This is a genomic window from Thalassotalea euphylliae, from assembly GCF_003390395.1.
Lineage (GTDB): Bacteria > Pseudomonadota > Gammaproteobacteria > Enterobacterales > Alteromonadaceae > Thalassotalea_F > Thalassotalea_F euphylliae_C.
Genome location: NZ_QUOV01000001.1, coordinates 3,848,130 through 3,871,292, shown reverse-complemented (window position 1 = coordinate 3,871,292; position 23,163 = coordinate 3,848,130). Strand labels below are relative to the sequence as shown.

General features: G+C 44.8%; 16 protein-coding genes. 10 read left to right on the top strand and 6 right to left on the bottom strand.

The genetic code is table 11. From position 1 onward, the window contains the following. Window positions 1–31 precede the first annotated feature (31 nt). Both DXX92_RS16965 and DXX92_RS16960 read left to right on the top strand, forming a co-directional pair. Window positions 32–232 (top strand): hypothetical protein, encoded by a 201-nt coding sequence (locus DXX92_RS16965; protein ID WP_116001797.1) that lies wholly within the window; start codon window positions 32–34, stop codon window positions 230–232. A 21-nt stretch (window positions 233–253) separates the two neighbouring features. Next, on the top strand, window positions 254–1,405 hold the full coding sequence (locus DXX92_RS16960) for an aromatic ring-hydroxylating oxygenase subunit alpha (protein WP_116001795.1): 1,152 nt from the start codon (window positions 254–256) through the stop codon (window positions 1,403–1,405). A gap of 10 nt (window positions 1,406–1,415) precedes the next feature. Here the strand turns inward: DXX92_RS16960 and DXX92_RS16955 are convergent, their stop codons facing one another. The 3 genes from DXX92_RS16955 to uvrA form a co-directional block, all read right to left on the bottom strand. After that, window positions 1,416–2,306 carry a spermidine synthase gene (locus tag DXX92_RS16955; RefSeq protein ID WP_116001793.1) on the bottom strand — a complete coding sequence of 297 codons (891 nt, stop codon included), beginning with the start codon at window positions 2,304–2,306 and terminating at the stop codon, window positions 1,416–1,418. Then, window positions 2,296–2,943, bottom strand: coding sequence for a fused MFS/spermidine synthase (locus DXX92_RS16950; RefSeq protein ID WP_116001791.1), 648 nt, complete (start codon window positions 2,941–2,943; stop codon window positions 2,296–2,298). Before DXX92_RS16950 ends, DXX92_RS16955 begins: the two co-directional genes overlap by 11 nt. A 113-nt stretch (window positions 2,944–3,056) precedes the next feature. Continuing rightward, the gene (gene uvrA / locus DXX92_RS16945; RefSeq protein WP_116001789.1) at window positions 3,057–5,879 is read right to left on the bottom strand and encodes an excinuclease ABC subunit UvrA; all 2,823 of its coding nucleotides are present in this window, start codon (window positions 5,877–5,879) and stop codon (window positions 3,057–3,059) included. 234 nt (window positions 5,880–6,113) lie between these two features. On the opposite strand from uvrA, the gene DXX92_RS16940 reads away from it, so the two are divergent. Then, entirely contained in the window at window positions 6,114–7,736 is a 1,623-nt protein-coding gene (locus DXX92_RS16940) for an amidase (RefSeq protein WP_116001787.1), read from the top strand. Window positions 7,737–7,920: 184 nt separating this feature from the next. Then, entirely contained in the window at window positions 7,921–9,285 is a 1,365-nt protein-coding gene (locus DXX92_RS16935; protein WP_116001785.1) for an MFS transporter, read from the top strand. 95 nt (window positions 9,286–9,380) lie between these two features. Here the strand turns inward: DXX92_RS16935 and DXX92_RS16930 are convergent, their stop codons facing one another. After that, entirely contained in the window at window positions 9,381–9,890 is a 510-nt protein-coding gene (locus DXX92_RS16930) for a hypothetical protein (RefSeq protein ID WP_116001783.1), read from the bottom strand. 143 nt (window positions 9,891–10,033) lie between these two features. Here DXX92_RS16930 and DXX92_RS16925 point away from each other — a divergent pair, with 143 nt between their 5' ends. After that, the gene (locus DXX92_RS16925) at window positions 10,034–12,061 is read left to right on the top strand and encodes an NADPH-dependent 2,4-dienoyl-CoA reductase (RefSeq protein WP_116001781.1); all 2,028 of its coding nucleotides are present in this window, start codon (window positions 10,034–10,036) and stop codon (window positions 12,059–12,061) included. 102 nt (window positions 12,062–12,163) lie between these two features. Here the strand turns inward: DXX92_RS16925 and DXX92_RS16920 are convergent, their stop codons facing one another. Continuing rightward, on the bottom strand, window positions 12,164–12,607 hold the full coding sequence (locus tag DXX92_RS16920) for an NUDIX hydrolase (protein ID WP_116001779.1): 444 nt from the start codon (window positions 12,605–12,607) through the stop codon (window positions 12,164–12,166). A gap of 125 nt (window positions 12,608–12,732) precedes the next feature. Then, window positions 12,733–16,578 carry a bifunctional proline dehydrogenase/L-glutamate gamma-semialdehyde dehydrogenase PutA gene (putA, locus tag DXX92_RS16915; protein ID WP_116001777.1) on the bottom strand — a complete coding sequence of 1,282 codons (3,846 nt, stop codon included), beginning with the start codon at window positions 16,576–16,578 and terminating at the stop codon, window positions 12,733–12,735. A 167-nt stretch (window positions 16,579–16,745) separates the two neighbouring features. On the opposite strand from putA, the gene DXX92_RS16910 reads away from it, so the two are divergent. The 5 genes from DXX92_RS16910 (at window position 16,746) to DXX92_RS16890 (ending at window position 23,125) form a co-directional block, all read left to right on the top strand. Then, window positions 16,746–17,225: a winged helix-turn-helix transcriptional regulator gene (locus DXX92_RS16910; RefSeq protein ID WP_116002492.1), complete on the top strand. Its 480-nt coding sequence runs from the start codon at window positions 16,746–16,748 to the stop codon at window positions 17,223–17,225. Between the two features lie 131 nt (window positions 17,226–17,356). After that, the gene (locus tag DXX92_RS16905; RefSeq protein WP_116001775.1) at window positions 17,357–19,063 is read left to right on the top strand and encodes a M28 family metallopeptidase; all 1,707 of its coding nucleotides are present in this window, start codon (window positions 17,357–17,359) and stop codon (window positions 19,061–19,063) included. A gap of 146 nt (window positions 19,064–19,209) precedes the next feature. Further along, window positions 19,210–20,094, top strand: coding sequence for an HDOD domain-containing protein (locus tag DXX92_RS16900; protein ID WP_245961513.1), 885 nt, complete (start codon window positions 19,210–19,212; stop codon window positions 20,092–20,094). Between the two features lie 573 nt (window positions 20,095–20,667). Beyond that, complete coding sequence (locus DXX92_RS16895) at window positions 20,668–22,089, top strand: sodium-dependent transporter (RefSeq protein WP_116001773.1); 1,422 nt, start codon at window positions 20,668–20,670, stop codon at window positions 22,087–22,089. A gap of 127 nt (window positions 22,090–22,216) precedes the next feature. Continuing rightward, window positions 22,217–23,125, top strand: coding sequence for a class I SAM-dependent methyltransferase (locus DXX92_RS16890; RefSeq protein ID WP_116002490.1), 909 nt, complete (start codon window positions 22,217–22,219; stop codon window positions 23,123–23,125). The last annotated feature ends 38 nt before the right edge of the window (window positions 23,126–23,163 follow it).

Here is a 23,163-nt window from a genome sequence, read left to right as displayed (position 1 = left end):
ATTCAAAATTTACTTACAGGAGAGCAGCTCAATGTTGAACTTACTACCTTGGTCGTATTGGTTAGGCTTTGCCTTGGTCATTTGGCTGTTAATTGATTTGGTGCGTGGCCAAGCTTATATCTGGCAAGCTTATCGTCGTGAGCACGAGCCGGGTATGTACTGGTTTACCATGCTGATTTGGGCACTGGTGGCGGCTAGCTGCTTTATTTATCCGCACACCTCATATTGGTAAACATAGACGTAAGGAGAGCGCATGCTTAATGCCATATTGCCCGTAGAGGCGTACACCAGCGAATACTTTTTCCAGTTAGAGCAACGCCATATATTTACTGAACATTGGCAGTATGCAGGCTTAGTGGAAGATTTGATAGCGCCGGGCGACTATCTAACCGCCAAGGCTGGCTTGGCGGATATTCTCGTGGTTAAAGGACAAGACAATCAGTTAAGTGCATATCACAATGCGTGTCGTCATCGCGGTACACGGCTACTGGATGGTAAAGGTAAAATTGGCACTCGGATTGTGTGCCCTTATCACAACTGGAGCTATGATCTCGCCGGCAACTTACTGGGGTTGCCTGAGCATAAACGCCAATTTAGTCAGCTAGAGAAAAGCTGTTACGGCTTAAAGCCTGCCAAAGTCGGTGTTTGGCGTGGCATGATTTGGGTGCATGCCCAGCCAGATGCAATTGAGCTAGCCGATTGGTTTGCGCCAATGGCAGAGCAGCTTGCGCCTTATGATGTCGAGTTATTAATTGAATCTCCCGATGATTTTGTTAGCCAAGAAATTAACGCCAATTGGAAAATTGTGGTGGAGAACTATATTGATCACTACCATCTGGCTCACCTGCATTCAGGTACCTTGAGCATGTATGATCACAAGCGGGCGCAATTTGGTTTTGCCGGTCAGCATTTTCACTTTTGGGAGCCACTTAGCGCCGATTATCAGCAAGATATTAGTACTAACGCCCCCTTGCCACTGCTTATGGATAAAACCGATCCTAAGCTGGGCGCTTGGGTGCCTATGCTATTTCCGGGAATAGGCTTGGCAGAAACGGAATCGTCTTGGTCGGTGTTTCATATCGTGCCGCTCGCGGCTGATAAAACCCGTGTAAATATTCGAACAAAAGTGAAAAACATTTCATCACTAGCATTTATGTCACAAGCGGCAAAGTCGTATGCTTATTGGCAGCGTAAGGTAAAAGCAAATAGTACCCAGCTAGGTGATAAGCACCCGCTAGGTTCAGGTGATTTTATGCAGGAAGATGTTTATGTTTGTGAGCAATTGCAGCAAGCAATGAAGAGCCCATACTTTAGCTTTGGACCGCTAGCAGAGCGCAGCGAGTTGCCTGTTTATCAGCACCAGCAGCTGGTTTGGCAGCTTATTGCCCCTCACTGGCAAACATAAATTTCTCGTTTTATTGATTCAACAAATTTGCTGGCGAGAATTGGTCTGTCAGTATCGGAGCGTTTGCCGGCCAGTCTTGCTTGTTGGTAAAGCTGTTAAATACTTTGAGAATATTGACGTCATATGGGCGCAAACGGTCGTGCAATGCTGCCAAGTTTGTTTTTAATTGTGCTTTGTTCGGTAGTTCATTTTTAGTGGTGAGAATAATTCGATTTTCTTGGCGTTTGCTTTTCACTTGGTAAAAATTGCCAAAAACCGATTGGTAAGTGGAAGATTCATAGTCGTATAAATCGCTAATTGAAAAGGTGTTAGCGGTTAGTACACCGTTGTCCGACAATAACTTTTTGGTTTCTTGTAAGAATTCTTTGGTCATTAAGTGCTCGGGAATGTAGTCACCGTTAAACGCGTCAAGAATAATCCAGTCGTAATGCTGTTTTTTTAATAACGCACGTTTAATAAAAATGCGTCCGTCTACCACCTTACTGGTGACTTTATCGTTTTCAAAAAAGCTGAAATATTGGCGAGCAACCTTGATCACTGCTGGGTCAATTTCAATATTTTCTATTTCCGCATCAGGCAGTAATTGGTGCAGGGTGTTTGACATGGTGCCGCCACCCAAGCCAACAATTAAAATACGGCTAGGGTTGGGGTTCACTATCATGCCTGAGAACATTAACTTGGTGTAATTGAACACTAAGCGGTTAGGATCTGATTTTAAAAAGCAGCTTTGGTTGGTTTTCTTACTTTTTACATTGAACTTTAAGCACCGCAAATTACCTGTGTCTTCCACTAAAATATTACGATACATAGAGCGTTCTTGATGAATAACTTTGGCTAAAGCACTAGTTGTAAAAAAACTAAAGGCTAGCAAAGTGGCGAGCAGGTATACATTAGTTTTCATGAGCCACTTCCTCTGTTGCCGCTAGTTGTGTTTGACTCGCCAACTTTTGAAACGTGATGGCCGTTGCCCCTAATACCACGAGCAGTGCGCTGTAGCTGACAATAATGGTGTTAACTTCAAACCAAAGGACAAAATAGAAAGAGGTAAAAATGGTGCCCATGGCAGAGCCTAAGGTGCTCACAAAATACAAAATGCCAGCAACTTGCCCGCTTTGCTCCTTGCTAGTTACCAATAAACGTACGGAGTAAGGAGAAATCATCCCAAGCACTATGGTCGGCAATAAAAATAAGGCACTTGCGGCTGCCAATGAGCCATAGCGACTGTCTTCAATCGCGACAAATATTGTCTCCATAATGGGGTTTGCCCACAGGGCGATAGGGAGTACTAGCACACCAGCAACAATAAAAATCATACCATAGCGAGTTAGGTTAGCATTCTGGGTGGAAAGCTTACCGCCATATAAGTAACCAATCGAAAGGCTCAGCATAAAAACAGTAATAATACTGCCCCAGATATGCACACTACTGCCAAAAAAAGGAGCCAGAATGCGGCCGCCGAGTAATTCCACACCCATGATGGAAAAGCCGCTACAGAAGGCGAGTAAGTAAATAAGTCGATTTTGCCAAGCTAAGGTCATTATGCACTCTTGTTATTTAGTGATGAGGCTTAGCTTATCCTACTGGATAAAAACAACGCTGGCTAGCGATTAGCCAACTGCCAGCGTTTGCTTTAGGAAGGGTTATATTTGTTTTATAACAAAGGCTTGAGGAAGCGTGCAGTGTGCGATTGTGTATGCTCAGCTACTTGCTCTGGGCTGCCAGTAACTAAGATTTCCCCACCACCTGAGCCACCTTCTGGGCCAAGATCGACAATCCAGTCTGCGGTCTTAATCACATCTAAGTTATGCTCAATCACGACGATGGTATTGCCGTGATCACGCAGGCGATGAATCACTTGCAGTAACTGTTTAATATCGTGGAAGTGCAGGCCTGTGGTTGGCTCATCCAGAATATACAAGGTTTTCCCTGTATCGCGTTTCGATAGCTCTTTGGCCAGTTTAACTCGCTGTGCCTCACCACCAGAAAGAGTCGTTGCTGACTGCCCTAAAGTAATGTAGCTCAAACCGACATCCATTAGCGTTTGAAGCTTGCGTTTAACGGCAGGAATAGCGTTGAAGAACTCTAGCGCGTCCTCAATCGTCATATCCAAGACTTCGTTGATGTTCTTCCCCTTGTATTTCACTTCCAAGGTTTCGCGGTTATAGCGCTTACCTTTACATTCGTCACAAGGCACGTAAACATCTGGCAAGAAGTACATTTCAACTTTAATCACACCGTCACCCTGACACGCTTCACAGCGGCCACCTTTAACGTTAAAGCTAAAGCGACCTGGCTTGTAACCACGTGAGCGAGACTCTTGCGTGGCGGCAAAAATATCGCGTACGGCGGTAAAAATGCCAGTGTAGGTTGCTGGGTTCGAACGTGGCGTTCGACCAATCGGGCTTTGGTCGATATCAATCACTTTATCTAGCTGATCTAAGCCTTCAATCGATTTATAAGGGGATGGCTCTTGCGTGGTGGCATTGTTTAATTCAGTGTGAGCGATTTTGTATAAGGTATCGTTGATCAGCGTAGATTTACCTGAGCCCGATACGCCGGTAATACAAGTCATTAGGCCAACAGGAATGGTTAGATCAACGTCTTTTAGGTTATTACCGCTAGCGCCTTTAAGTTCTACTACTGCCTTTTTATCGAACTTGGTGCGCCTTTTCGGTACTTCAATAAGCTCTTTACCTGATAGGTATTTACCCGTTAATGAGTGCTCACTATTAACGATATCTTCGAGTGTACCAGAGGCAATCACTTCACCACCATGAACACCAGCACCTGGGCCAATATCAATCACATGATCGGCTTCGCGAATAGCGTCTTCATCATGTTCGACGACAATCACGGTGTTACCTAAATCACGCAGGTGAGTGAGCGTGCCTAGCAAGCGCTCATTATCACGCTGGTGCAAACCAATTGATGGCTCATCCAGTACGTACATAACACCCACTAAGCCCGCGCCAATTTGGCTGGCTAAGCGAATACGCTGGGCTTCACCGCCAGATAGGGTGTCGGCACTGCGCGACAGATTCAGGTAGTTCAAGCCAACATTAACCAAAAAGCCTAAACGATCATTAATTTCTTTTAGGATTTTTTCGGCAATTGCGCCTTTTTGACCCGTTAAATTAAGCTGTTGGAAAAAGGCGAGAGCGTCAGCGGTGGAAAGCTCGGCGATATGTTGTAGCGGCTGTTCACCAACAAAAACATTGCGTGCTTCAAGGCGTAAACGAGAACCGCCACAGTCGCCACAATGTTGGCTGTTAAGGTACTTCGCCAACTCTTCACGCACTGCATTCGATTCGGTTTCTTTATAGCGGCGCTGCATGTTATTTAAAATACCTTCGAACGGGTGATTGCGCACCACAATATCACCGCGATCATTCATGTATTTAAATTCAATGCTTTCTTTACCACTGCCGTACAGCACTAGCTTGCGAATTTTTTCCGGCAGCTCTTCAAATGGTGTATCTACGGTGAATTGATAGTGATCGGCCAGTGCCTGCAGCATTTGGAAGTAATAGAAGTTACGTTTGTCCCAACCGCGAATCGCACCACCAGCAAGGCTTAGCTCAGGGTTAGTGATCACTCTATTCGGATCAAAAAACTGCTGAATACCCAAACCATCACAAGTTTGACAAGCACCGGCTGGGTTATTGAACGAAAACAGGCGTGGCTCCAGTTCTTGCATACTATAACCACAGTGTGGGCAGGCAAAGTTAGCAGAGAACAATAGCTCTTCACGATCAGGCTCGTCCATAAACGCGACTTTCGCTGTACCTGCAGTTAACTCCAATGCGGTTTCAAACGATTCAGACAAGCGTAGTTGAATATCGTCACGTACTTTTAAGCGATCAACTACTACTTCAATGGTGTGTTTTTTGTGTAGTTCTAGCGTTGGTGGATCAGAAAGATCACAAACTTCACCATCAATACGGGCGCGAATGTAGCCTTGTGCCGCTAGGTTATCTAGTAGCTTAACGTGCTCACCTTTACGGTTTTGTAGCACAGGCGCGAGGATCATCACTTTCGTGCCTTCGTCCAATGCCAATACTTTGTCGACCATTTGCGATACAGTTTGGGCTGCTAGCGGTTCGTGATGGGTTGGACAGCGTGGCTCGCCAACACGGGCATAAAGCAAACGCAGGTAGTCGTATATTTCGGTGATCGTGCCTACGGTTGATCGCGGGTTGTGGGAAGTGGATTTTTGCTCAATTGAAATTGCGGGTGATAAGCCTTCAATATGATCAACATCAGGTTTTTCCATTAACGATAGGAATTGACGTGCATATGCTGATAGCGATTCAACATAACGACGCTGACCTTCGGCATACAAGGTATCAAACGCTAGCGACGATTTTCCTGAGCCCGACAAGCCAGTAATAACAATGAGTTTGTCGCGAGGAATTTCTAAATTGATGTTCTTGAGATTATGAGTACGTGCGCCTCTTACTTCAATGTTTTGCATTAACCAATCCACAACCAAAATTTAATCGCACATTATTGCATACAAAGACGCCAATGTTGACCTGAAATCTATGTAAAACTTGCGGTGTAGGGGAATTTTTAGGTGGTAGCTCGCTTCATTACTTGCCGCAATACTTGTTGCATCACTTGCTGCAATAGCGATACAGACTAGACATTTATTGAGCGCCTCGTTATAAACGTAGTTAACAAATTTATAACAATAACAAGCAATAACATGATCTCTCTATTTCATTCTGTAAAACGTTTTAGCCTAAAACCCATTGCTGTTAGTTTGGTAGTTCTCAGTAATTTGGCACTTGCTGAAGCGCCGAATTCTCTTGATCTCGCAACGTTTACTGAACATGCAACCATTCCTGAGCTCCATCAAAAAATGCAATCAGGTGAGCTGACAAGTGAGGCTTTAGTACGTTTTTACTTGGCGCGTATTGAAGTGATAGATGATAGTGGGCCAACAATTAACAGTGTAGTGCAGCTTAACGCGAATGCCGTAGCTCAAGCGAAAGCTTACGATCTCAGTGTTAAAACCGAAGGGCTAAAAGGTGTTTTACATGGTATTCCAGTCTTGCTCAAAGACAATATTGACACCACAGATGGCATGGCTAATACCGCAGGTTCCATTGCTCTAGCCAAGAACTTTCCTGCGCAAGACGCCTTCCTCGTCAGTCAATTAAAGCGTGCTGGGGCGATTATTCTGGGTAAAACAAACTTAAGTGAATGGGCCAACTTTCGCAGTGATAAATCAACTAGTGGCTGGACAAGCTTGTATGGTCAAACCAAGAACCCATACGATTTAACACGAAATCCCTGTGGTTCAAGCTCTGGTTCAGGCGCGGCGATTGCTGCCAATCTGGCAACGGTGGCAATCGGCACAGAAACTGACGGCTCAATTACATGTCCTGCGGCAATCAACGGGTTAGTGGGTATTAAACCGACCATAGGCACGGTTAGTCGCCATGGCATTATTCCCATTGCGTTTAGTCAAGACACCGCTGGGCCGATGGCACGTAACCTAACCGATGCCGTTATCACTTTATCGGCTCTGAGTGCTTTTGACGAGCAAGACCCAGCTCCCACTAAAGCTAATTACCAAGCTAGCAATGGTAGGGTGGTGCAACCAACGGCGCTGAGCAGTGCATTAAAAACCGATGGCTTAAAGGGGAAGCGCATTGGTGTATTGCGGCAGTTAAGTGGTTATCACCGTGACGTTGACCAGCTGCTAGCAGAGGCTATTGAGCAGTTACAGCAGCAGGGCGCAATTATCGTCGATGACCTTGCCTTTGATGACGGAGTAAGTTGGGGAGCCCAAGAATATGAAGTGCTGCTATATGAATTTAAAGAGGGTATAAACAAATACCTTGCGGGTACTGACAAAAGTCTACCTAAGACGCTAGCTGAGCTTATTGCATATAACGAGCTACATAGCGACAGAGCCATGCCGTATTTTGGTCAAGAAATTTTTATCAGTGCGCAGAGCAAAGGTGATTTAACCGATAAAGTCTACCTTGATGCGTTAGCACATGCGAAAAAAATGAGCCAAAGCCAAGGTATTGATAAATTGCTTGGCGATCACCAGCTCGATTTATTAATTGCGCCAACAACTGGGCCGGCATGGAAAACAGATTTGATCAACGGCGATAATTTCTCTGGCTCTGCTACTTCGCCTGCTGCTGTGTCTGGCTATCCGCATATCACACTGCCTATGGGATATGTTAGTGGCTTGCCTGTTGGTTTATCTATGTTTAGCACGCAATTAACCGAACCCGTACTGATCGAAGCGGCTTTTGCTTATGAGCAAGTAACCAAGCACCGTCAGCCTCCGAAGTTTTTGTCAAATTAATACTCGATTTATCCTTGCTTAGATTTATCTTCGCTTGCATAAATCTGTTGTTGATAGGCCATCCGTATGGATGACTTATCAAGAAGGTAACAAGCTGTATCCTGAGGTGGTTTGGAAGCTAACCCCGTGCTAGAATCTGCCGCCTTATTAACCCTTTTACCTGCCAACTTTCGTTAACAGATTTATGAGTGCTTCTGGATTAAATTCTCTTGAAAAAAAGGCGGCTTTTTCATTAGCTACCGTCTTTGGCCTGCGCATGCTGGGCTTGTTTATGATCTTACCAGTATTCGCCATTTATGGGCCGGAGCTAACGGGCTTTTCGCCAATTTGGTTAGGTCTGGCGATTGGCGCTTATGGGTTAACACAAGCCTTGCTGCAAATTCCGATGGGGATTTTGTCGGATAAGTTTGGCCGTAAGCCAATCATTATGGGTGGCTTAGTAGTATTTGCTATCGGCAGTGTCGTGGCGGCAATGTCTGACTCAATTTATGGTGTGGTGCTGGGGCGGGCACTACAAGGAACGGGCGCTATTGCCAGCGCTATTCTTGCGCTAGCGGCCGACCTGACCCGGGAAGAGCAGCGCCCGAAGGTGATGGCAACCATAGGTATGTTTATTGGTTTGTCTTTTACATTAGCCTTAGTGGTTGGCCCGCTAGTGGGTGAAAGCTTTGGGCTCAGTGGCCTGTTTTGGTTCACTGGTATCTTAACCATTTTCGCCATGCTAATGATCCAATTTATGGTGCCAAATTCCGTGCATAAAGCGCCTAAGGGCGACAATGTTGCGATGTTGGATCAGTTAGGTCATTTAGTTAAACATCCGCAATTGGCAAGGCTTAATATTGGCGTGTTTGTTTTACATATGGCACTAACGGCTTGCTTTATTTACCTTCCCACACGACTGGTTGATAGCGGTTTAGCGCTAGAGCAGCACTGGCGTTTGTATTTGCCGACCTTGCTTGGCTCATTCTTTTTGATGGTGCCATTTATGATTTTCGGCATTAAAAAAGGCAAAGAAAAAGAAATGTTTATGGCTGCCATTACGCTATTGGCGGTGACCTTATTAATGTTTGGTGTGCTGGCAAATACAACCACAACGTTAATCGTACTCATTTTGTTATTCTTTGTGGCCTTTAATTATTTAGAAGCGACTATGCCGTCGATTCTCTCGCGTATTGCGCCAGCAGGCGTAAAAGGCAGCGCGATGGGCATCTTTTCATCAAGTCAGTTCTTTGGTGCCTTCGCCGGCGGTGCTATAGGTGGCTGGTTAGCTAATAGTTTTGACGCAACTGTCGTCTTTTTAGTGATGGCCTTGATCGTTACTATTTGGCTATTCGCTGCTAGTGGCATGAAACGCCATGCGAAGTCGAAGAGTTTTAGCTTTGCGGCACATTTTAGCTCTGAGCAGCAGGCCGACGAAGTGGCAGAGCAGCTCGTTAATATGCCAGGCGTGGTTGAAGCGACATTAGTTTATTCGGAAGCTGTCGCCTATCTAAAACTGGATGATAAAGTGGCTAATATTAAAGAGATTAAGGCGCTACTAAATTCTTAATTTTTTGTGAAAAAATCAAAAAATGAAAATAAGCCACCAGCCAACGGTGGCTTTTTTGTATTTGTTACGTCAAACATATCGAAAAACGTTTCGCGTTAATATACTGCGCTGACAAAACCTGATTGCACGTTAGCTCCGATTGCAACTGAAAAGTCGTCGTCAATACTTAATCCAACTAGCACTTTGCCAAGTGGCGACTCAGGTGTTAGTACGTATACTTTTTGCCCGTCTAAAAATTCTTTATTAGTTAATGTTATACAGGTGCCAGCCGCGCACGGCAGTAGATAAAAATGTTTGCTAACAGATGAGCCACTTGTCGATTCGTTATCGTACTCTAACGTAAATAATGCGCCGATAGTGATTTGCTGTTTAGCGTCACTACTTTGCTTACTGAGTATGTGCAGTTGTTCTTTTAATTGTGTAATGCGCCTGCTTTGCCCCTCAGCAAGATAAGCCGCTTCAATTGCCAGGGTGTCGTATTGAGTTTCGGCCACTGATTGATCGTCAATTGCAGCGTTGTGAGCTTGCTGCGCGGCGGTTAAGGCTTGCGCAAATAGCTGTTCAACCTCACTAATGACTTTTGCTAAAATTTCTTTTTTATTCATGCACTTAAATTAATGAAAATAGTTATCATTTTTACTTGTTAAAATTTAATCTGACAGGTGTCAAAATTAGCTTGAGTTTTACTATTAGCATGCGTATTTTAAATAACAAAGTGGTTAGACCTTAACGAATAAGTGACTTTATTATGACAACTGCAACTCAATATCCACACATGCTTGCACCATTAGATCTTGGTTTTACAACGCTTAAAAACCGCGTTTTGATGGGCTCAATGCATACTGGCCTTGAAGAAGAAAAAGGCGGCTTCAAAAAGCTAGCAGCATTTTATGCTGAGCGCGCAAAAGGTGGTTGTGGCCTTATTGTAACAGGTGGCGTTAGCCCGAACACCCGTGGCCGTGTTGAACCTTTCGGTAGTGAAATGAGTCGCTTCTGGCATGTTAACAAACACCGTGAGGTGACAGATGCCGTTCATAAAGAGGGCGGCAAAATTTGTTTGCAGTTACTGCACACGGGTCGTTACGCTTATCACCCATTTAGTGTTGCACCGAGCGCAATTAAAGCGCCAATCAACCCATTTAAACCGAAAGAAATGTCAGTACGCGATATTCGCGGCACGATTAAAGACTATGCCAAAGGCTCTCGTCTTGCGCAGAAAGCAGGCTACGACGGTGTTGAAATTATGGGCTCTGAAGGTTATTTGATTAACCAATTCAGCTGTAAGCGCACTAACCATCGCACTGATGAATGGGGTGGCTCGCTTGAAAATAGAATGCGTTTAGGTGTTGAAACAGTGCGCGCTGTTCGCGAGAAAGTGGGCGAGAACTTCATCATTATTTTCCGCTTATCTATGTTAGATCTGGTTGAAGGTGGTAACGAGTGGCATGAAGTTGTGACTATGGCAAAAGCCATTGAAGCTGCTGGTGCAACCATCATTAATACAGGTATTGGTTGGCACGAAGCACGTGTGCCAACAATTGCAACGTCAGTGCCACGAGCGGCGTTTACGTGGATCACTGAACGCATGAAGAATGAAGTGACCATTCCTTTAATTACGACTAACCGTATTAATACGCCTGAAGTTGCAGAGCAGGTATTGGCGGATGGTCATGCAGATATGGTGTCGATGGCACGTCCATTCCTTGCTGATGCTCACTTTGTGAATAAGGCAGCAGAGGGGAAAGCTGATGAAATTAATACTTGTATCGGCTGTAACCAAGCGTGCTTAGATCACGTATTCAAACAGCAGCGAGCGTCCTGCTTAGTGAATCCTGAAGCTTGTTATGAAACAGAACTCACCTTTAGCAACACGAAGCAGCAAAAACGTATTGCTGTGGTTGGGGCAGGTCCTGCGGGTCTAGCGTTTAGTGTTTATGCCTCTAAGCGCGGTCATTCGGTAGAAATATTTGACGCCGCGAGTGAGATTGGTGGTCAATTCAACTTTGCGAAACAAGTTCCAGGTAAGGAAGAGTTTTACGAGACTTTGCGCTACTTCCGAGTGCAGTTAGAGAATTTGAACGTTCCTGTGCACCTAAATACTTGGCAGACAGCCCAAAGTTTAGCTGAAGCAGGTTTTGATGAAGTGGTGCTAGCAACGGGTATTAAACCTCGTGAGTTGGATATTCCAGGTATCGACAATGACAAGGTCATGACCTACCTAGAAGTGCTGCGTGATAAGAAGCCAGTCGGCCAGAAAGTGGCAGTAATTGGTGCTGGCGGTATTGGCTTTGATGTGTCAATGTTCTTAACAGAAAAATCAGGCTTAGTTGATAACATTGACGAGTGGCTAAAAGAGTGGGGCGTAGACCGCAATTACGAAACAGGCGGTGCGCTGGCACCTATTGTGTCGCACCAAGCAGAGCGTCAAGTTTACTTAATGCAGCGTAAAACGACAAAAGTTGGTGCCGGTTTAGGTAAAACTACTGGCTGGATCCATAGAGCATCACTGCAAAAGAAAGGCGTTAATATGATGCCAGGCTGCAGCTATAAAGAGATTAACGATCGCGGTATTGTGATTGAAATTAATGGCGACCAGCAGTTAATTGAGGTAGATAACGTGATTGTTTGTGCTGGCCAAGAACCAAATCGTGACCTGCAACAAGGCTTGGTTGATTTAGGGCAGAGTTGCCATATTATCGGTGGTGCCGATGTTGCTGCAGAGCTTGATGCTAAGCGTGCTATTCGCCAAGGTGCGGAGTTAGCGGCGAAGATTTAATACCAATTCGCAGAATACATTTCTCCTTTTACAAAAGGCGCAGCTTTGTATCGAGCTGGCGCCTTTTTATATCAATACGCCCTACTACTCTGGTATCGGCGGTTAAGCTTTTACCCGCTCACCAGCCACTTCAGTAATTTTTATTGGCGCAGAAAAGTCTGCTTGTTGGTCAAGCGCCAGTGGAATAAGCCAACGTAGGTTCGGCAATAAGTTTTTTGGCAGGTTAGCAACATCAATTAACTGCACTTCTTCTTGTTCAACGGTTCTGGCTTCAAAGGCGAGATCTGAGCGAGCAAAGAAAAAGGCAACGTCATAGCACTCTGGGCGATAAACTTGTGCGAAGTGAGTCCATTGCCCTGCGTTGGTTACCACGCCAGTTTCCTCTTCAAATTCGCGGGTCATGGCATCGATGGCTTGTTCACCGATTTCAATTTTACCGCCAACGCCATTAAGTAGACCATTTTGCCACGCTGGGTTAATTTTCTTGATCATCACGACTTTTGATGAATCTTGGCTAAATAAAAAGCCAGCGACGTATTTTTTCATTACTTTTCCAATTGCTTTAACTGTTTTTTTTCAAAAAAGGCCATAAAAAAGCCAGCGATAAAGCTGGCCTTTTACTTTACTCGTGCACCCCTGAAAATGCACAGGGCACCACCTGTTAATCGAGCTTAACCGACATTAGCTTCCATTGTCATTAATGAGGCATTACCGCCAGCGGCAGTAGTGTCTATGGTAATGGTTTTTTCGGTCACCATACGGTGGAATAAGCCTTGGTGAGTGTGTGCGGTGATCAGCGGTAAAATTGCGCCTTTGCGGGCTGCAATCGTTTCACCAACATAGCTTTTAACACTGCTGTGGTTGTCAGTCACGGCGCCTGCTAAATGGGTGTGGTTTAGCACGGCCGGTAAATGGCCTAGCTGAGCAACCGTAAACACGCCGTGAGGTAGGCCAATTGAATTAAGCTGTGACGCTATATTATTGGCTTCGCTTAGGTAAGCGTTATCAACCACAGCAACTACGCAGTTACCAGCTGCTAATGCTGAAATAATCGAGACTAGCCAGAAGTTAAAGCTGGTGTCTTGGCAGCGAACACAGGCTAGTGTGCCACGTGATTCTAAATACAAAATATTCGATTCACCTGTTGGCCCCGGTAGCTCGGTTGGCTTGCTTAGTGTTTTCTCTGCAAACAGTAACTGGCCGCGTGCATCCGTTAAGCTTTGCGCTAATTGATCAGCTTGCTGCAACTTCACTTTACCGTCGGCAAGGCGAGATAACAGCTGGCGTAATACCGATAGACGATCGTTCAGTGGCGTAAAGCTCCACGTTAATTCCGTTTTAGGCAAGTTGGCTAAACTGCTGGCAACACTTGATACGGTATTTTTACTTTGCTCAAATAAGCTGTTTAGCGATGCCTGTTGCTCGGTTGTTGGCGTTTGCTCAACATTTTCTGCAATCTTTTCTTTTACCTTTTCCTTAACCTTCTCTTTTACGAGGCGCGTTAAGTACATTGGGCCGCCCGCTTTTGGACCTGTGCCCGACAAGCCGCGACCACCAAATGGCTGAACACCAACAACCGCGCCAATCATATTGCGATTAACGTAAACATTACCGGCACGTGAGCGCGCAGCTAGGTATTTGGCTTTATCTTCAATACGGGTGTGAATCCCCATGGTTAAGCCAAAGCCAGTACCATTGATTTGGTCAATCACGTTTTCCAAGTTCTCAGCTCTGTAGCGAATGACATGCACCACAGGACCAAATACTTCTTTTGTTAATACTGATAAATCGCTGATTTCATATAAACGAGGCACAAAGAAGTTATGCTTGTCATCGTTGAGCGATAGCTCTGGCGCTTTACAAGCAAAGTGCAAAGTACCGCGCGATTTTAAGTAATCAACGTGATCATTTAAGGCTGTTAGTGCACGTTTGTCGATCACTGGGCCTACATCAGTGGTTAAAAACGCAGGGTCGCCAATATGTAGCTCTTGCATTGCACCTTTGATCATCGCAATGATTTTATCGGCGACATCTTCTTGCAAGAATAATACGCGCAGCGCACTACAACGTTGACCAGCACTTTGGAAACCTGAGGCGATGACATCGTCAACCACTTGCTCTGGTAAGGCCGTTGAATCGACGATCATACAGTTTTGACCACCCGTTTCGGCGATCAATGGCACAGGATCACCGCTACGCTCAGCTAGCTTTTGCGAAATCCAACTACCGGTTTCAGTAGAGCCGGTAAACATAATGGCTTGAATGCGCTCGTCTGGCACTATGGTTTGCCCAACTTTACTACCGCGCGCAATCACGGCTTCAACCGCTGACTCTGGTAAGCCTGCTTGTTTCATTAGTTCGATTGTACGCAGTGCGACTAAACTGGTTTGCTCAGCAGGTTTAGCGACCACAGTGTTACCGGCAACTAGCGCTGCTGAAACTTGGCCTAAGAAAATTGCTAATGGGAAGTTCCATGGGCTGATACATAGCACCACACCGCGCGCTTCCAGCGTACCGTCGGCCAATAGCTCTTCAGCACGTGCCGCGTAATAGCGACAAAAATCAACGGCTTCACGCACTTCGGCAATACCGTCGGCAATGGTTTTACCCGCTTCTTTGGTACAAAGCGCAATTAATTCATCGCGATGCGTTTCCAATAAATCGGCGGTTTTTAGCAGTACTTGTGCACGCTCAACAACAGGCGTTGCCGACCAGTTGGCAAACGCGCCATGAACACGTTCAACAATGGCTGACATTTGCGCTTCATCAGCGTGCTCAATATAACCTAGCACTTCATTGTGATTAGCTGGGTTAGTCACTGGCTCAGCGCCGTCAATTGCGGCAATCGCTTTGGTGGTTTCAAACCAAGCTTGCATGTTATCGCGCATTACCGTGATTTGGTCGATATCGGTTAAATCTAGGCCCTTCGAGTTAGCGCGCTCGTTGCCGTATAGCTCAATGGATTGAGGAATTTGAGGGTTGTATTTGTTTTGCCAACTCTGTACGGTTTCCACTGGATCAGCCAGCAAGCTTTCTACGGGAATATCTTCATCAACAATATTGTTCACGAATGAGCTGTTAGCACCGTTTTCCAGTAGGCGACGTACTAAGTAGGCCAGTAAGTCTGAGTGTTCACCAACAGGTGCATAAACGCGACAAGGTACTTGCTTGCCCGTTACCACTTGGTCGTATAATGATTCACCCATACCGTGTAAGCGTTGGAATTCAAAGCCTTGCTGATGTTCAGCCATCTCTAAAATAGTGGCAACTGTGTAGGCGTTGTGAGTCGCAAATTGTGGGTAGATGGTATCGCGATATTCTAACAGTTTTTTCGCACACGCTTGGTAAGATACATCGGTTGATGGCTTGCGTGAGAATACCGGGAAGTCTTCAAAACCTTCCGCTTGTGAAATTTTAATTTCGCTGTCCCAGTAGGCGCCTTTTACTAAGCGCACCATCATTTGGCGACCGACTTCTTGGGTTAGCTCGCGCACCCATTCAATCACATGCAAACCGCGCTTTTGGTAAGCTTGCACGGCAATACCAAAACCGTTCCAGCCATCTAATTCTGCATCAGCAAATACTGCTTCGATAATATCTAACGAGATATCTAAGCGATCTGCTTCTTCGGCATCTACAGTAAAGCCAATATCGTAAGCTTTAGCAGCTAGCGCCAATTTTTTCAGGCGTGGAATAAGCTCTTCAATCACACGATCACGATGCGAAAACTCATAGCGCGGATGGATTGCTGATAACTTGATTGAAATGCCAGGGCTACGCTGCGGGCCTTTGTGATTTGCCGCTTTACCGATAGCATCAATCGCTGTCATGTAAGCGTCAAAATAACGGTCAGCGTCGGCCATAGTGCGGGCACCTTCACCTAACATATCGTAGGAGTAGGTGTAGCCTTTAGCCTCGGTTTCAATTGCGCGCTCAATCGCACCGTCAATGGTGTGACCCATCACAAATTGGGTACCCATGATTTTCATGGCATAACGCACCGCTTTGCGAATTACCGGCTCGCCTAAACGGCCTACGGTTTGTTTTAACAGGCCAAACTGTGCTTTTTTCTTTTTATCAGAATAGTTAACTAGCTTACCTGTTAGTAATAGCCCCCAAGATGAGGCGTTAACAAATAAGGAGTCACTATTACCAATATGTGATGACCAATCGCCTTCTGCTAATTTGTCGCGAATTAGGCTGTCAGCCGTGGCTTTGTCTGGCACGCGTAATAACGCCTCAGCCAAACACATCAGCACCACACCTTCTTCGGTGGATAATGAGAATTCGTTAAGTAGCGCGTCAACGCCGCCTTTGCCGACTTGGTCTTTGCGAATGTTAACCACGAGTTGGCGGGCATAATCCCAAGCGCGTGATTTGGCATCAACGCCAATTTCGGCAATCGGTAAAAGGTTTGCTAATACTTGATTTTCATCAGCGCGGTAGTGGTCGCGAATTGTCTGACGAATCGCACTGTGTGAAGTAAATTGTGCAGTCAGTGAGCCGTTAAAAAGCATAGTGTCACCTGTAGTAATTTGTACATTATTGGTGCGGTATTTTACGGAAATTACATCAGTATTTTTTGGCTTAATTTGCTAATATGCCAAACAATATACTGTTTAATTTATTTTTGACCGATAAAGATGCTGTTAATGCTTTAGCGAGACGGCACTGGAACAACCACATGTCTGACCCAAAAACACGCCAATTAGATCGTATCGACCTTACTATTTTAGACACCCTGCAGCAGCATGGCAGAATTTCTAATGTTGATTTAGCCAAACGCGTTAATTTAAGCCCAAGCCCGTGCTTAGATCGGGTTAAACGCTTAGAAGCGGAAGGCTATATTGAGCGCTACGGCGCTACACTCAATGCTGCCAAACTGAAATACGGCATGTCGGCTTTTATTCAAGTGACATTGGACCGCACCACTGGTGATGTCTTTAATCGCTTTCGTGATGAAGTGGTGAAAATCAAAGAAGTGGCAGAATGTCATATGGTGGCTGGCGGCTTTGACTACTTGCTGAAATTACGCTTTGAGAATATGGAAGCATATCGCGAAGTGCTTGGGGTAATTGTTGAACTGCCTGCGGTTTCGCAAACTCATACTTATGTGGTGATGGAACACATCAAAAAAGACTTCGGTGTGCCTATTTTAGATTAGCGCCAACTATTTGAACGTGCGTATTGGTTATTTACCGTTCATTTCGCACCAGTTATCGCTAGCTCGCTGGTGTTTTCAATAAGCCCGCTTTATAGTGATTCGCTATTTTGATAACAACAATAGCACTCTTTATGAAGCACTTTTCTAAAAAGCTCGCAGCCCCTATTATCGTGGCAGGGTTAGCGACGATTGGCTTGTCGGCATGTAATCAAGCGACTGACAACACAGCGCCTGAAGCTGCCCAAGCTAGCTACCCTCAAGTTAATGAAAACAATATTAAAGCGCATATCGCATTTTTGGCTGACGATACCCTTGAAGGGCGTGATACCGGCAGTAATGGCTACCAAATTGCGGCAAATTACGTAACCTCATACTTTAAGCAATACGGTTTAACTCCTATGGGCGAACATGGTGGCTTTGAGCAACAAGTGACCTTCCGTAAAGCGCAACTTGTTGATAACAGCGCGACCATGAGCATCAATGCGCCGTCTGGCGAACACGTAGTTGCTTTTAAAGAGCAGTTTTTAACTTCGGGCTCAGCACTTGCCACTAACTCTGCGATTACCGCTGATACAGTATTTGTCGGCTATGGTGTCGTCGATAAAGCGTTTGGTTTAGATGACTACGCTGGCCTTGATGTGAAAGGTAAAGTGGTGGTGATGCTCACGGGTCGCCCTGAATCATTGCCATCAGAAGAAGGGGCGCATATTGGCTCATCACGCGAAAAAGCTCGTCATGCGGCTGAGCGCGGTGCGGTGGGTATTGTTACCATTCATACACCAAAACGCGAAAAAGTGCGTAAGTTTTCCGTTTCTGCCAAATATGCGGCAACACCAAGTTACAGTTGGTTAGATAAAAACAGCCAACCTTTTGGTAAATACCCTGAACTAAAAGGTTCAGCGTATATTGACCGTGATGCGGCAATACCATTATTTGAAGGTGCCCAGATGTCGCTTGAGCAGATCTTTGCTGCCGATAGCGAAAACCAGCCGGTAAAAGGTTTTGCCTTAAATGCAGGTGTCACGTTAACTAAGCAAAGCACGCAAAGCGAGATAACCAGCCCGAATGTGGTTGCGGCCATTGAAGGCAGCGACCCAGCGCTTAAAAATGAATATGTCGTTTTTAGTGCCCACTTAGACCATATTGGCGTGCGAGCGCATAGTGGTCATGGTGATGAAGGTCAAGACAGTGAAGAACAAGACACCATCAATAATGGCGCATTAGACAACGCCTCAGGTGTGTCGATTTTATTAGAAACAGCGCGCATGATTGCCAGCATGGACACTAAACCACAACGTTCTATTTTATTTGTGGTAGTCACAGGTGAAGAAAAAGGCTTATTAGGCTCTAGCTATTTCGCCAACAACCCAACCGTGCCAGCCATGCAAATGGTGGCGAATGTTAACTTAGATATGCCGTTAATTTTATACCCGTTTGCGGATGTTATTGCTTTTGGTTCAACGCACTCGACGCTAGGTGGTATTGTTGAATCGGCGGCAGGTAAAGTGAATGTCTCGCTCAGCCCAGATCCATTGCCGGAGCAAGCCTTGTTTACCCGAAGTGATCACTACAGTTTTGTCAAAGCGGGCATTCCGTCAGTATTTTTAATGACAGGCTTTAAGTCGAAAGATCCAGAAATTGATGGTGGCAAAATGTTTATGGAATTCCTTTCCACGCATTACCACAATCACAGTGACGAAATAGAACTACCGATCCGTTACGACGCTGCAGCTTCATTTGCAGAAGTCAACATGATGATAGGTTTAGAAATTGCAAATCAGGCCGAGCGTCCTAAATGGCATGATGGTGATTTCTTCGGTAATACTTTTGCCCAGTAAAAATTTTTAGCATTAAGTTTCCATTAGCTAGCAATACAGACAGGTGCACAAGGATTGTGCACCTTTAGTTGAAAATATGGCGAGCTAACGTTAACGTAATGTTAAGCATAACCTGTGAAAATACCTACTCAGGAAATATTTGTCTGATGACTAAGCAACTAAAAGATGAGGCTGTAAAACTGCAAGCTATCGATTATGCGAATCAAGCCAATGGCTCATTTGCTTTGCCCGATGCTTGCTTCAAAGTGAAAACTTTGATGGAAGATGAGAATTCCACAGCAAAGGATTTTGCTAACGTCATAAGTATTGACCCGTCAATGACCTCACGTTTGCTCAAAATTGCCAATAGTGCGGTTTATAGTTTTCCCGGTGAAATAAGCACTATTTCCCGCGCGATCACCATTATTGGCACGCAATCCATTTACAATATGATGTTAGTGGATGTTGCCAGTTCTGCGTTTAAACACTTTGCCAATCAAGCGATTGACTTAAAACGCTTTTGGCGAATGAGTGTTTATTGTGGCTTAGCCGCTAAAAATTTAGCGATCAGTGCTGGTATTCGAGATATTGAACGCTTGTTTGTGGCTGGTTTATTACAAAACTTTGGCGAGCTTATTGTTGCGAAAGTGTCCCCAGAAATTGCGCAACATTGCGAGCAATACAGCCAAAATGACTTACCTTGGCAACGACAGTATCAGGCACTTGATTTCACCTATACGGATGTTTCCGCTGAACTGTTAAAGCTGTGGCAAATACCTGAGAAGATTATTTTGCCGATCCGTCATTTTAATCAGGCATTAGATATTCAAATTAATAAAGATGTTAAGGTCATGTATTTGGCATCGCGCTTGGCATTAGTAGACAGTCACCCTGAACTGTTTACCTACGACGATATTGTCGACCAAGGTTTGTGTCAGTCGCTTGGCATTACGTTTGAAGAGTTAATTGCAGCAGCTGAGTTTGCCCATGACGAAGCTGACAATGTTTTAGGTATTATGGGAGCGAAGTTTTTTGATAAGCCAGCGAGTTAGGTTTATCAATCCATCAAGCTGCGTATAAATTCAGCGGTTAGCAAGCACTAACTAAAAATTATTACTGCTGGTGCGAGGTAAGAGCAGACAAGTAATGCAAACCTTGATAGCATCTGGCGTTTAATACCAATTGAATTAATTAATTGATCAATTCAGAGCGCTGTCAGCGGTGGGAGAACAAGCCAAATTTTTGTTGATATAGTTATTCTACATCTAATAAATTTGGTGCAGTTATCGCGACGCTGACACGCTCCCAAAGGGCGAGTTTAAAAGGCTCATATGCTGCGTTATTGATTTTGCTTCTCATGCGGAACAAGGAGAATAACCATTCTCTGCAATCAATGCCTTGCCTACATGGATGTAGGTACTTGGGTTACGCATGGAGCATGTAACCTGTGCCTCTAAGCCTTTTAATTCTCGCTGAATGATTAAGTAGTTATTTCAATTGGTATAACATTATCAGCGCTTATCTAGGTCGTGGTTAGGAAGTAAGGCAATCCTTACACCTTTGTTGAGTTCTTTTTGAGAGCTACCTGAAACTTAGATAACAATAACTATAAATAAAGGAAACATATGAGCGCGAATAGAGAACAGTTTAGTTCCAAACTAGGGTTCATACTAGCGGCGGCTGGCTCTGCTGTTGGTATTGGTAACCTAGTTGGTTTTCCAGTTAATGCCGCAAAAAATGGCGGCGGTGCCTTCTTATTGGTATATGCACTATTTGTACTCTTAGTGTGTTTACCTGTCATGGTGGCTGAAATGGCCATGGGGCGCAAAACACAAAAAGAACCTGTCGGTGCCTATAAAGCACTCAATAATGGTGGAACTGGCTGGAATTTAGCGGGCTTACTCGGCGTGTTAACGCCTTTTATGATCGCCGTATTCTACATGGTTATTACCGTATGGATATTTGGTTACATCGCCATTACGCTTGGCGGTGGATTAGATTACTTAGCAACGCCACAAGCATTTGGTGAGTTTATCAATAGCCCTTATATTTTCGGTGCTATGGTAGTCGTTGCAGCCATTATTAATTTCATTCTGGTGGCTGGCGTGAAAAACGGGATCGAAAAAGCCGCGAAAACCTTAATGCCGACCTTGTTTATCATGCTGGTATTGATGGTTGTTTTCGTGCTTACTCGCGACAATGCTTTTGCTGGTGTGGCGTTCTTTGTCATTCCTGACTTTAGCAAAATTACCCCGTCAGTGGTTAACGGTGCTCTGTCTCAAGCATTTTTCTCGCTATCGCTAGGTATGGGGATTCTAATTACCTACGGCTCCTATATTAGCAAAAAAGCTGATATTGTTGGTTCGGCAAAACTGGTTGCGATCACAGATACTGCGGTAGCCTTTACTGCGGGCTTAATGATTCTACCTGCGGTATTTTCATTTAACCCACAAGTGAATCCGCAAGAGTTAAGTGATAGCTCGGTATCGCTGATTTTCACCTTCTTGCCAAAAATCTTTTTAGCGCTGCAGGGCTCTATTGGCTACATTGCGGCAAGCGGCATTGCGGTATTTTTCTTTATGTTGGTGTTTTTTGCGGCGATCACCTCGCTGGTATCGATTATTGAAGTACCGGTTTCTTACCTAGTGACTGAGAAAAATCACACCCGTAAAAAAGCCTTGTTTATTTTGATGATGACCGCTGGTGTATTAACGCTTTTCGCTACTGTTTCTTTTGGTATGGTTGGCTTCTTCACTGAATTTACTAGCTATGCGGGTGGTACTCGTTCTTTCTTTGATGTGGTTTACGATGTCTTTTACGACACTATTTTGCCATTAAACGGTTTATTGCTTTGTGTGTTTGTTAGCTACCGCTGGAAGAAGCATCGTTTATCAGAAGAACTTTCTGTCGGTAACGATAACTATCAAGGCTCGTTTGCGGAAAAGTACATTAACTTTTCTTTAGGGACTTTTATTCCGGTTATTTTACTGGGTATTTTCTTAAATACTGTGGCGGTAAAATTCTTTGGCTATAATATTTTCGGCTAGCCTGATTGAGTAAAGGTCAAAGCCAATAGCCTAACCTCACATATAGCGAAAAAGCCGCATCCTGTGTATGATGCGGCTTTTTATTATCTGTCACCCAGATAACTTCAAAACTTTGGCTAAAGTTCCTATGAACGCTTCTATTTCTACTCTAATTGACCATATCCAGCTACCAGATGACGCAAATACGCAGCGACTTTTTCACGGTCGAGGCCATGCCTATGAGGGGCTTGAGCATATTTGTGTGGATTGGTTTGCCCCAGTCGTTTTAGTGACGCTTTATCGCGAGGTTGAGCATGAAAGCTTGCTAGCACTTGCACGCAGCTTAAATGAGAAAATAGGAGCATGTCAGTCGGTATTGGTTCAGCACCGCTGGCAGCAAATGGCGCCCATAGAGTGCTTAGTGGGTGATGATATTCGACAGCTCCACGCACTAGAATCGGGCCTCAAATATCATATCGAATTTGGCCGAGCACAAAATCACGGCTTGTTTTTAGATATGAAAAACGGTCGTGATTGGGTGCAAGCGAATGCCAATGGCAAGAATGTACTAAACCTGTTTTCATACACCTGTGCTTTCTCCGTTGCGGCGAGTCAAGGTGGCGCGAAACAGGTAGTGAATATTGATATGAGTAAGCCATCGCTGGCGCGTGGCCGCGATAATCATCGACTTAATGAGCAAGCGACTGACAATATCATTTTTCAAGCGGTTGATATTTTTAAGTCATTCGGGCGATTAAAAAAGTTTGGGCCGTATCAGATGCTCATTGTTGACCCGCCATCATTTCAAAAAGGTAGCGTTAATATTGAGCGAGATTACGGTAAAATTATTCGTCGTATTCCACAGCTTGCCAGCCCAAACGCTGATGTCATGCTATGTTTAAACAGCCCTGATTTAGATGACGAATTCTTATTAGCAACTGTTAAACAAGAGTGCTCAGCGCTGCACTTTGTCGATAAGATCGCGCCGCCAGCCGTGTTTAAGGAAGCACATCAAGGAAAGGGGCTCAAAGTGATGTTGTTTCGTTATGAGCCCTAAGTGGTGATTAATCGATAAGTTACTCACCACAGGGAGTT

Coding starts and splice junctions, on each gene's coding strand:
- DXX92_RS16930 (WP_116001783.1), bottom strand. CDS start 9,890: ATGAATAAAAAAGAAATTTTAGCAAAAGTCATTAGTGAGGTTGAACAG.
- uvrA (WP_116001789.1), bottom strand. CDS start 5,879: ATGCAAAACATTGAAGTAAGAGGCGCACGTACTCATAATCTCAAGAAC.
- DXX92_RS16935 (WP_116001785.1), top strand. CDS start 7,921: ATGAGTGCTTCTGGATTAAATTCTCTTGAAAAAAAGGCGGCTTTTTCA.
- DXX92_RS16900 (WP_245961513.1), top strand. CDS start 19,210: ATGACTAAGCAACTAAAAGATGAGGCTGTAAAACTGCAAGCTATCGAT.
- DXX92_RS16960 (WP_116001795.1), top strand. CDS start 254: ATGCTTAATGCCATATTGCCCGTAGAGGCGTACACCAGCGAATACTTT.
- putA (WP_116001777.1), bottom strand. CDS start 16,578: ATGCTTTTTAACGGCTCACTGACTGCACAATTTACTTCACACAGTGCG.
- DXX92_RS16895 (WP_116001773.1), top strand. CDS start 20,668: ATGAGCGCGAATAGAGAACAGTTTAGTTCCAAACTAGGGTTCATACTA.
- DXX92_RS16955 (WP_116001793.1), bottom strand. CDS start 2,306: ATGAAAACTAATGTATACCTGCTCGCCACTTTGCTAGCCTTTAGTTTT.
- DXX92_RS16950 (WP_116001791.1), bottom strand. CDS start 2,943: ATGACCTTAGCTTGGCAAAATCGACTTATTTACTTACTCGCCTTCTGT.
- DXX92_RS16965 (WP_116001797.1), top strand. CDS start 32: ATGTTGAACTTACTACCTTGGTCGTATTGGTTAGGCTTTGCCTTGGTC.
- DXX92_RS16925 (WP_116001781.1), top strand. CDS start 10,034: ATGACAACTGCAACTCAATATCCACACATGCTTGCACCATTAGATCTT.
- DXX92_RS16910 (WP_116002492.1), top strand. CDS start 16,746: ATGTCTGACCCAAAAACACGCCAATTAGATCGTATCGACCTTACTATT.
- DXX92_RS16940 (WP_116001787.1), top strand. CDS start 6,114: ATGATCTCTCTATTTCATTCTGTAAAACGTTTTAGCCTAAAACCCATT.
- DXX92_RS16890 (WP_116002490.1), top strand. CDS start 22,217: ATGAACGCTTCTATTTCTACTCTAATTGACCATATCCAGCTACCAGAT.
- DXX92_RS16920 (WP_116001779.1), bottom strand. CDS start 12,607: ATGAAAAAATACGTCGCTGGCTTTTTATTTAGCCAAGATTCATCAAAA.
- DXX92_RS16905 (WP_116001775.1), top strand. CDS start 17,357: ATGAAGCACTTTTCTAAAAAGCTCGCAGCCCCTATTATCGTGGCAGGG.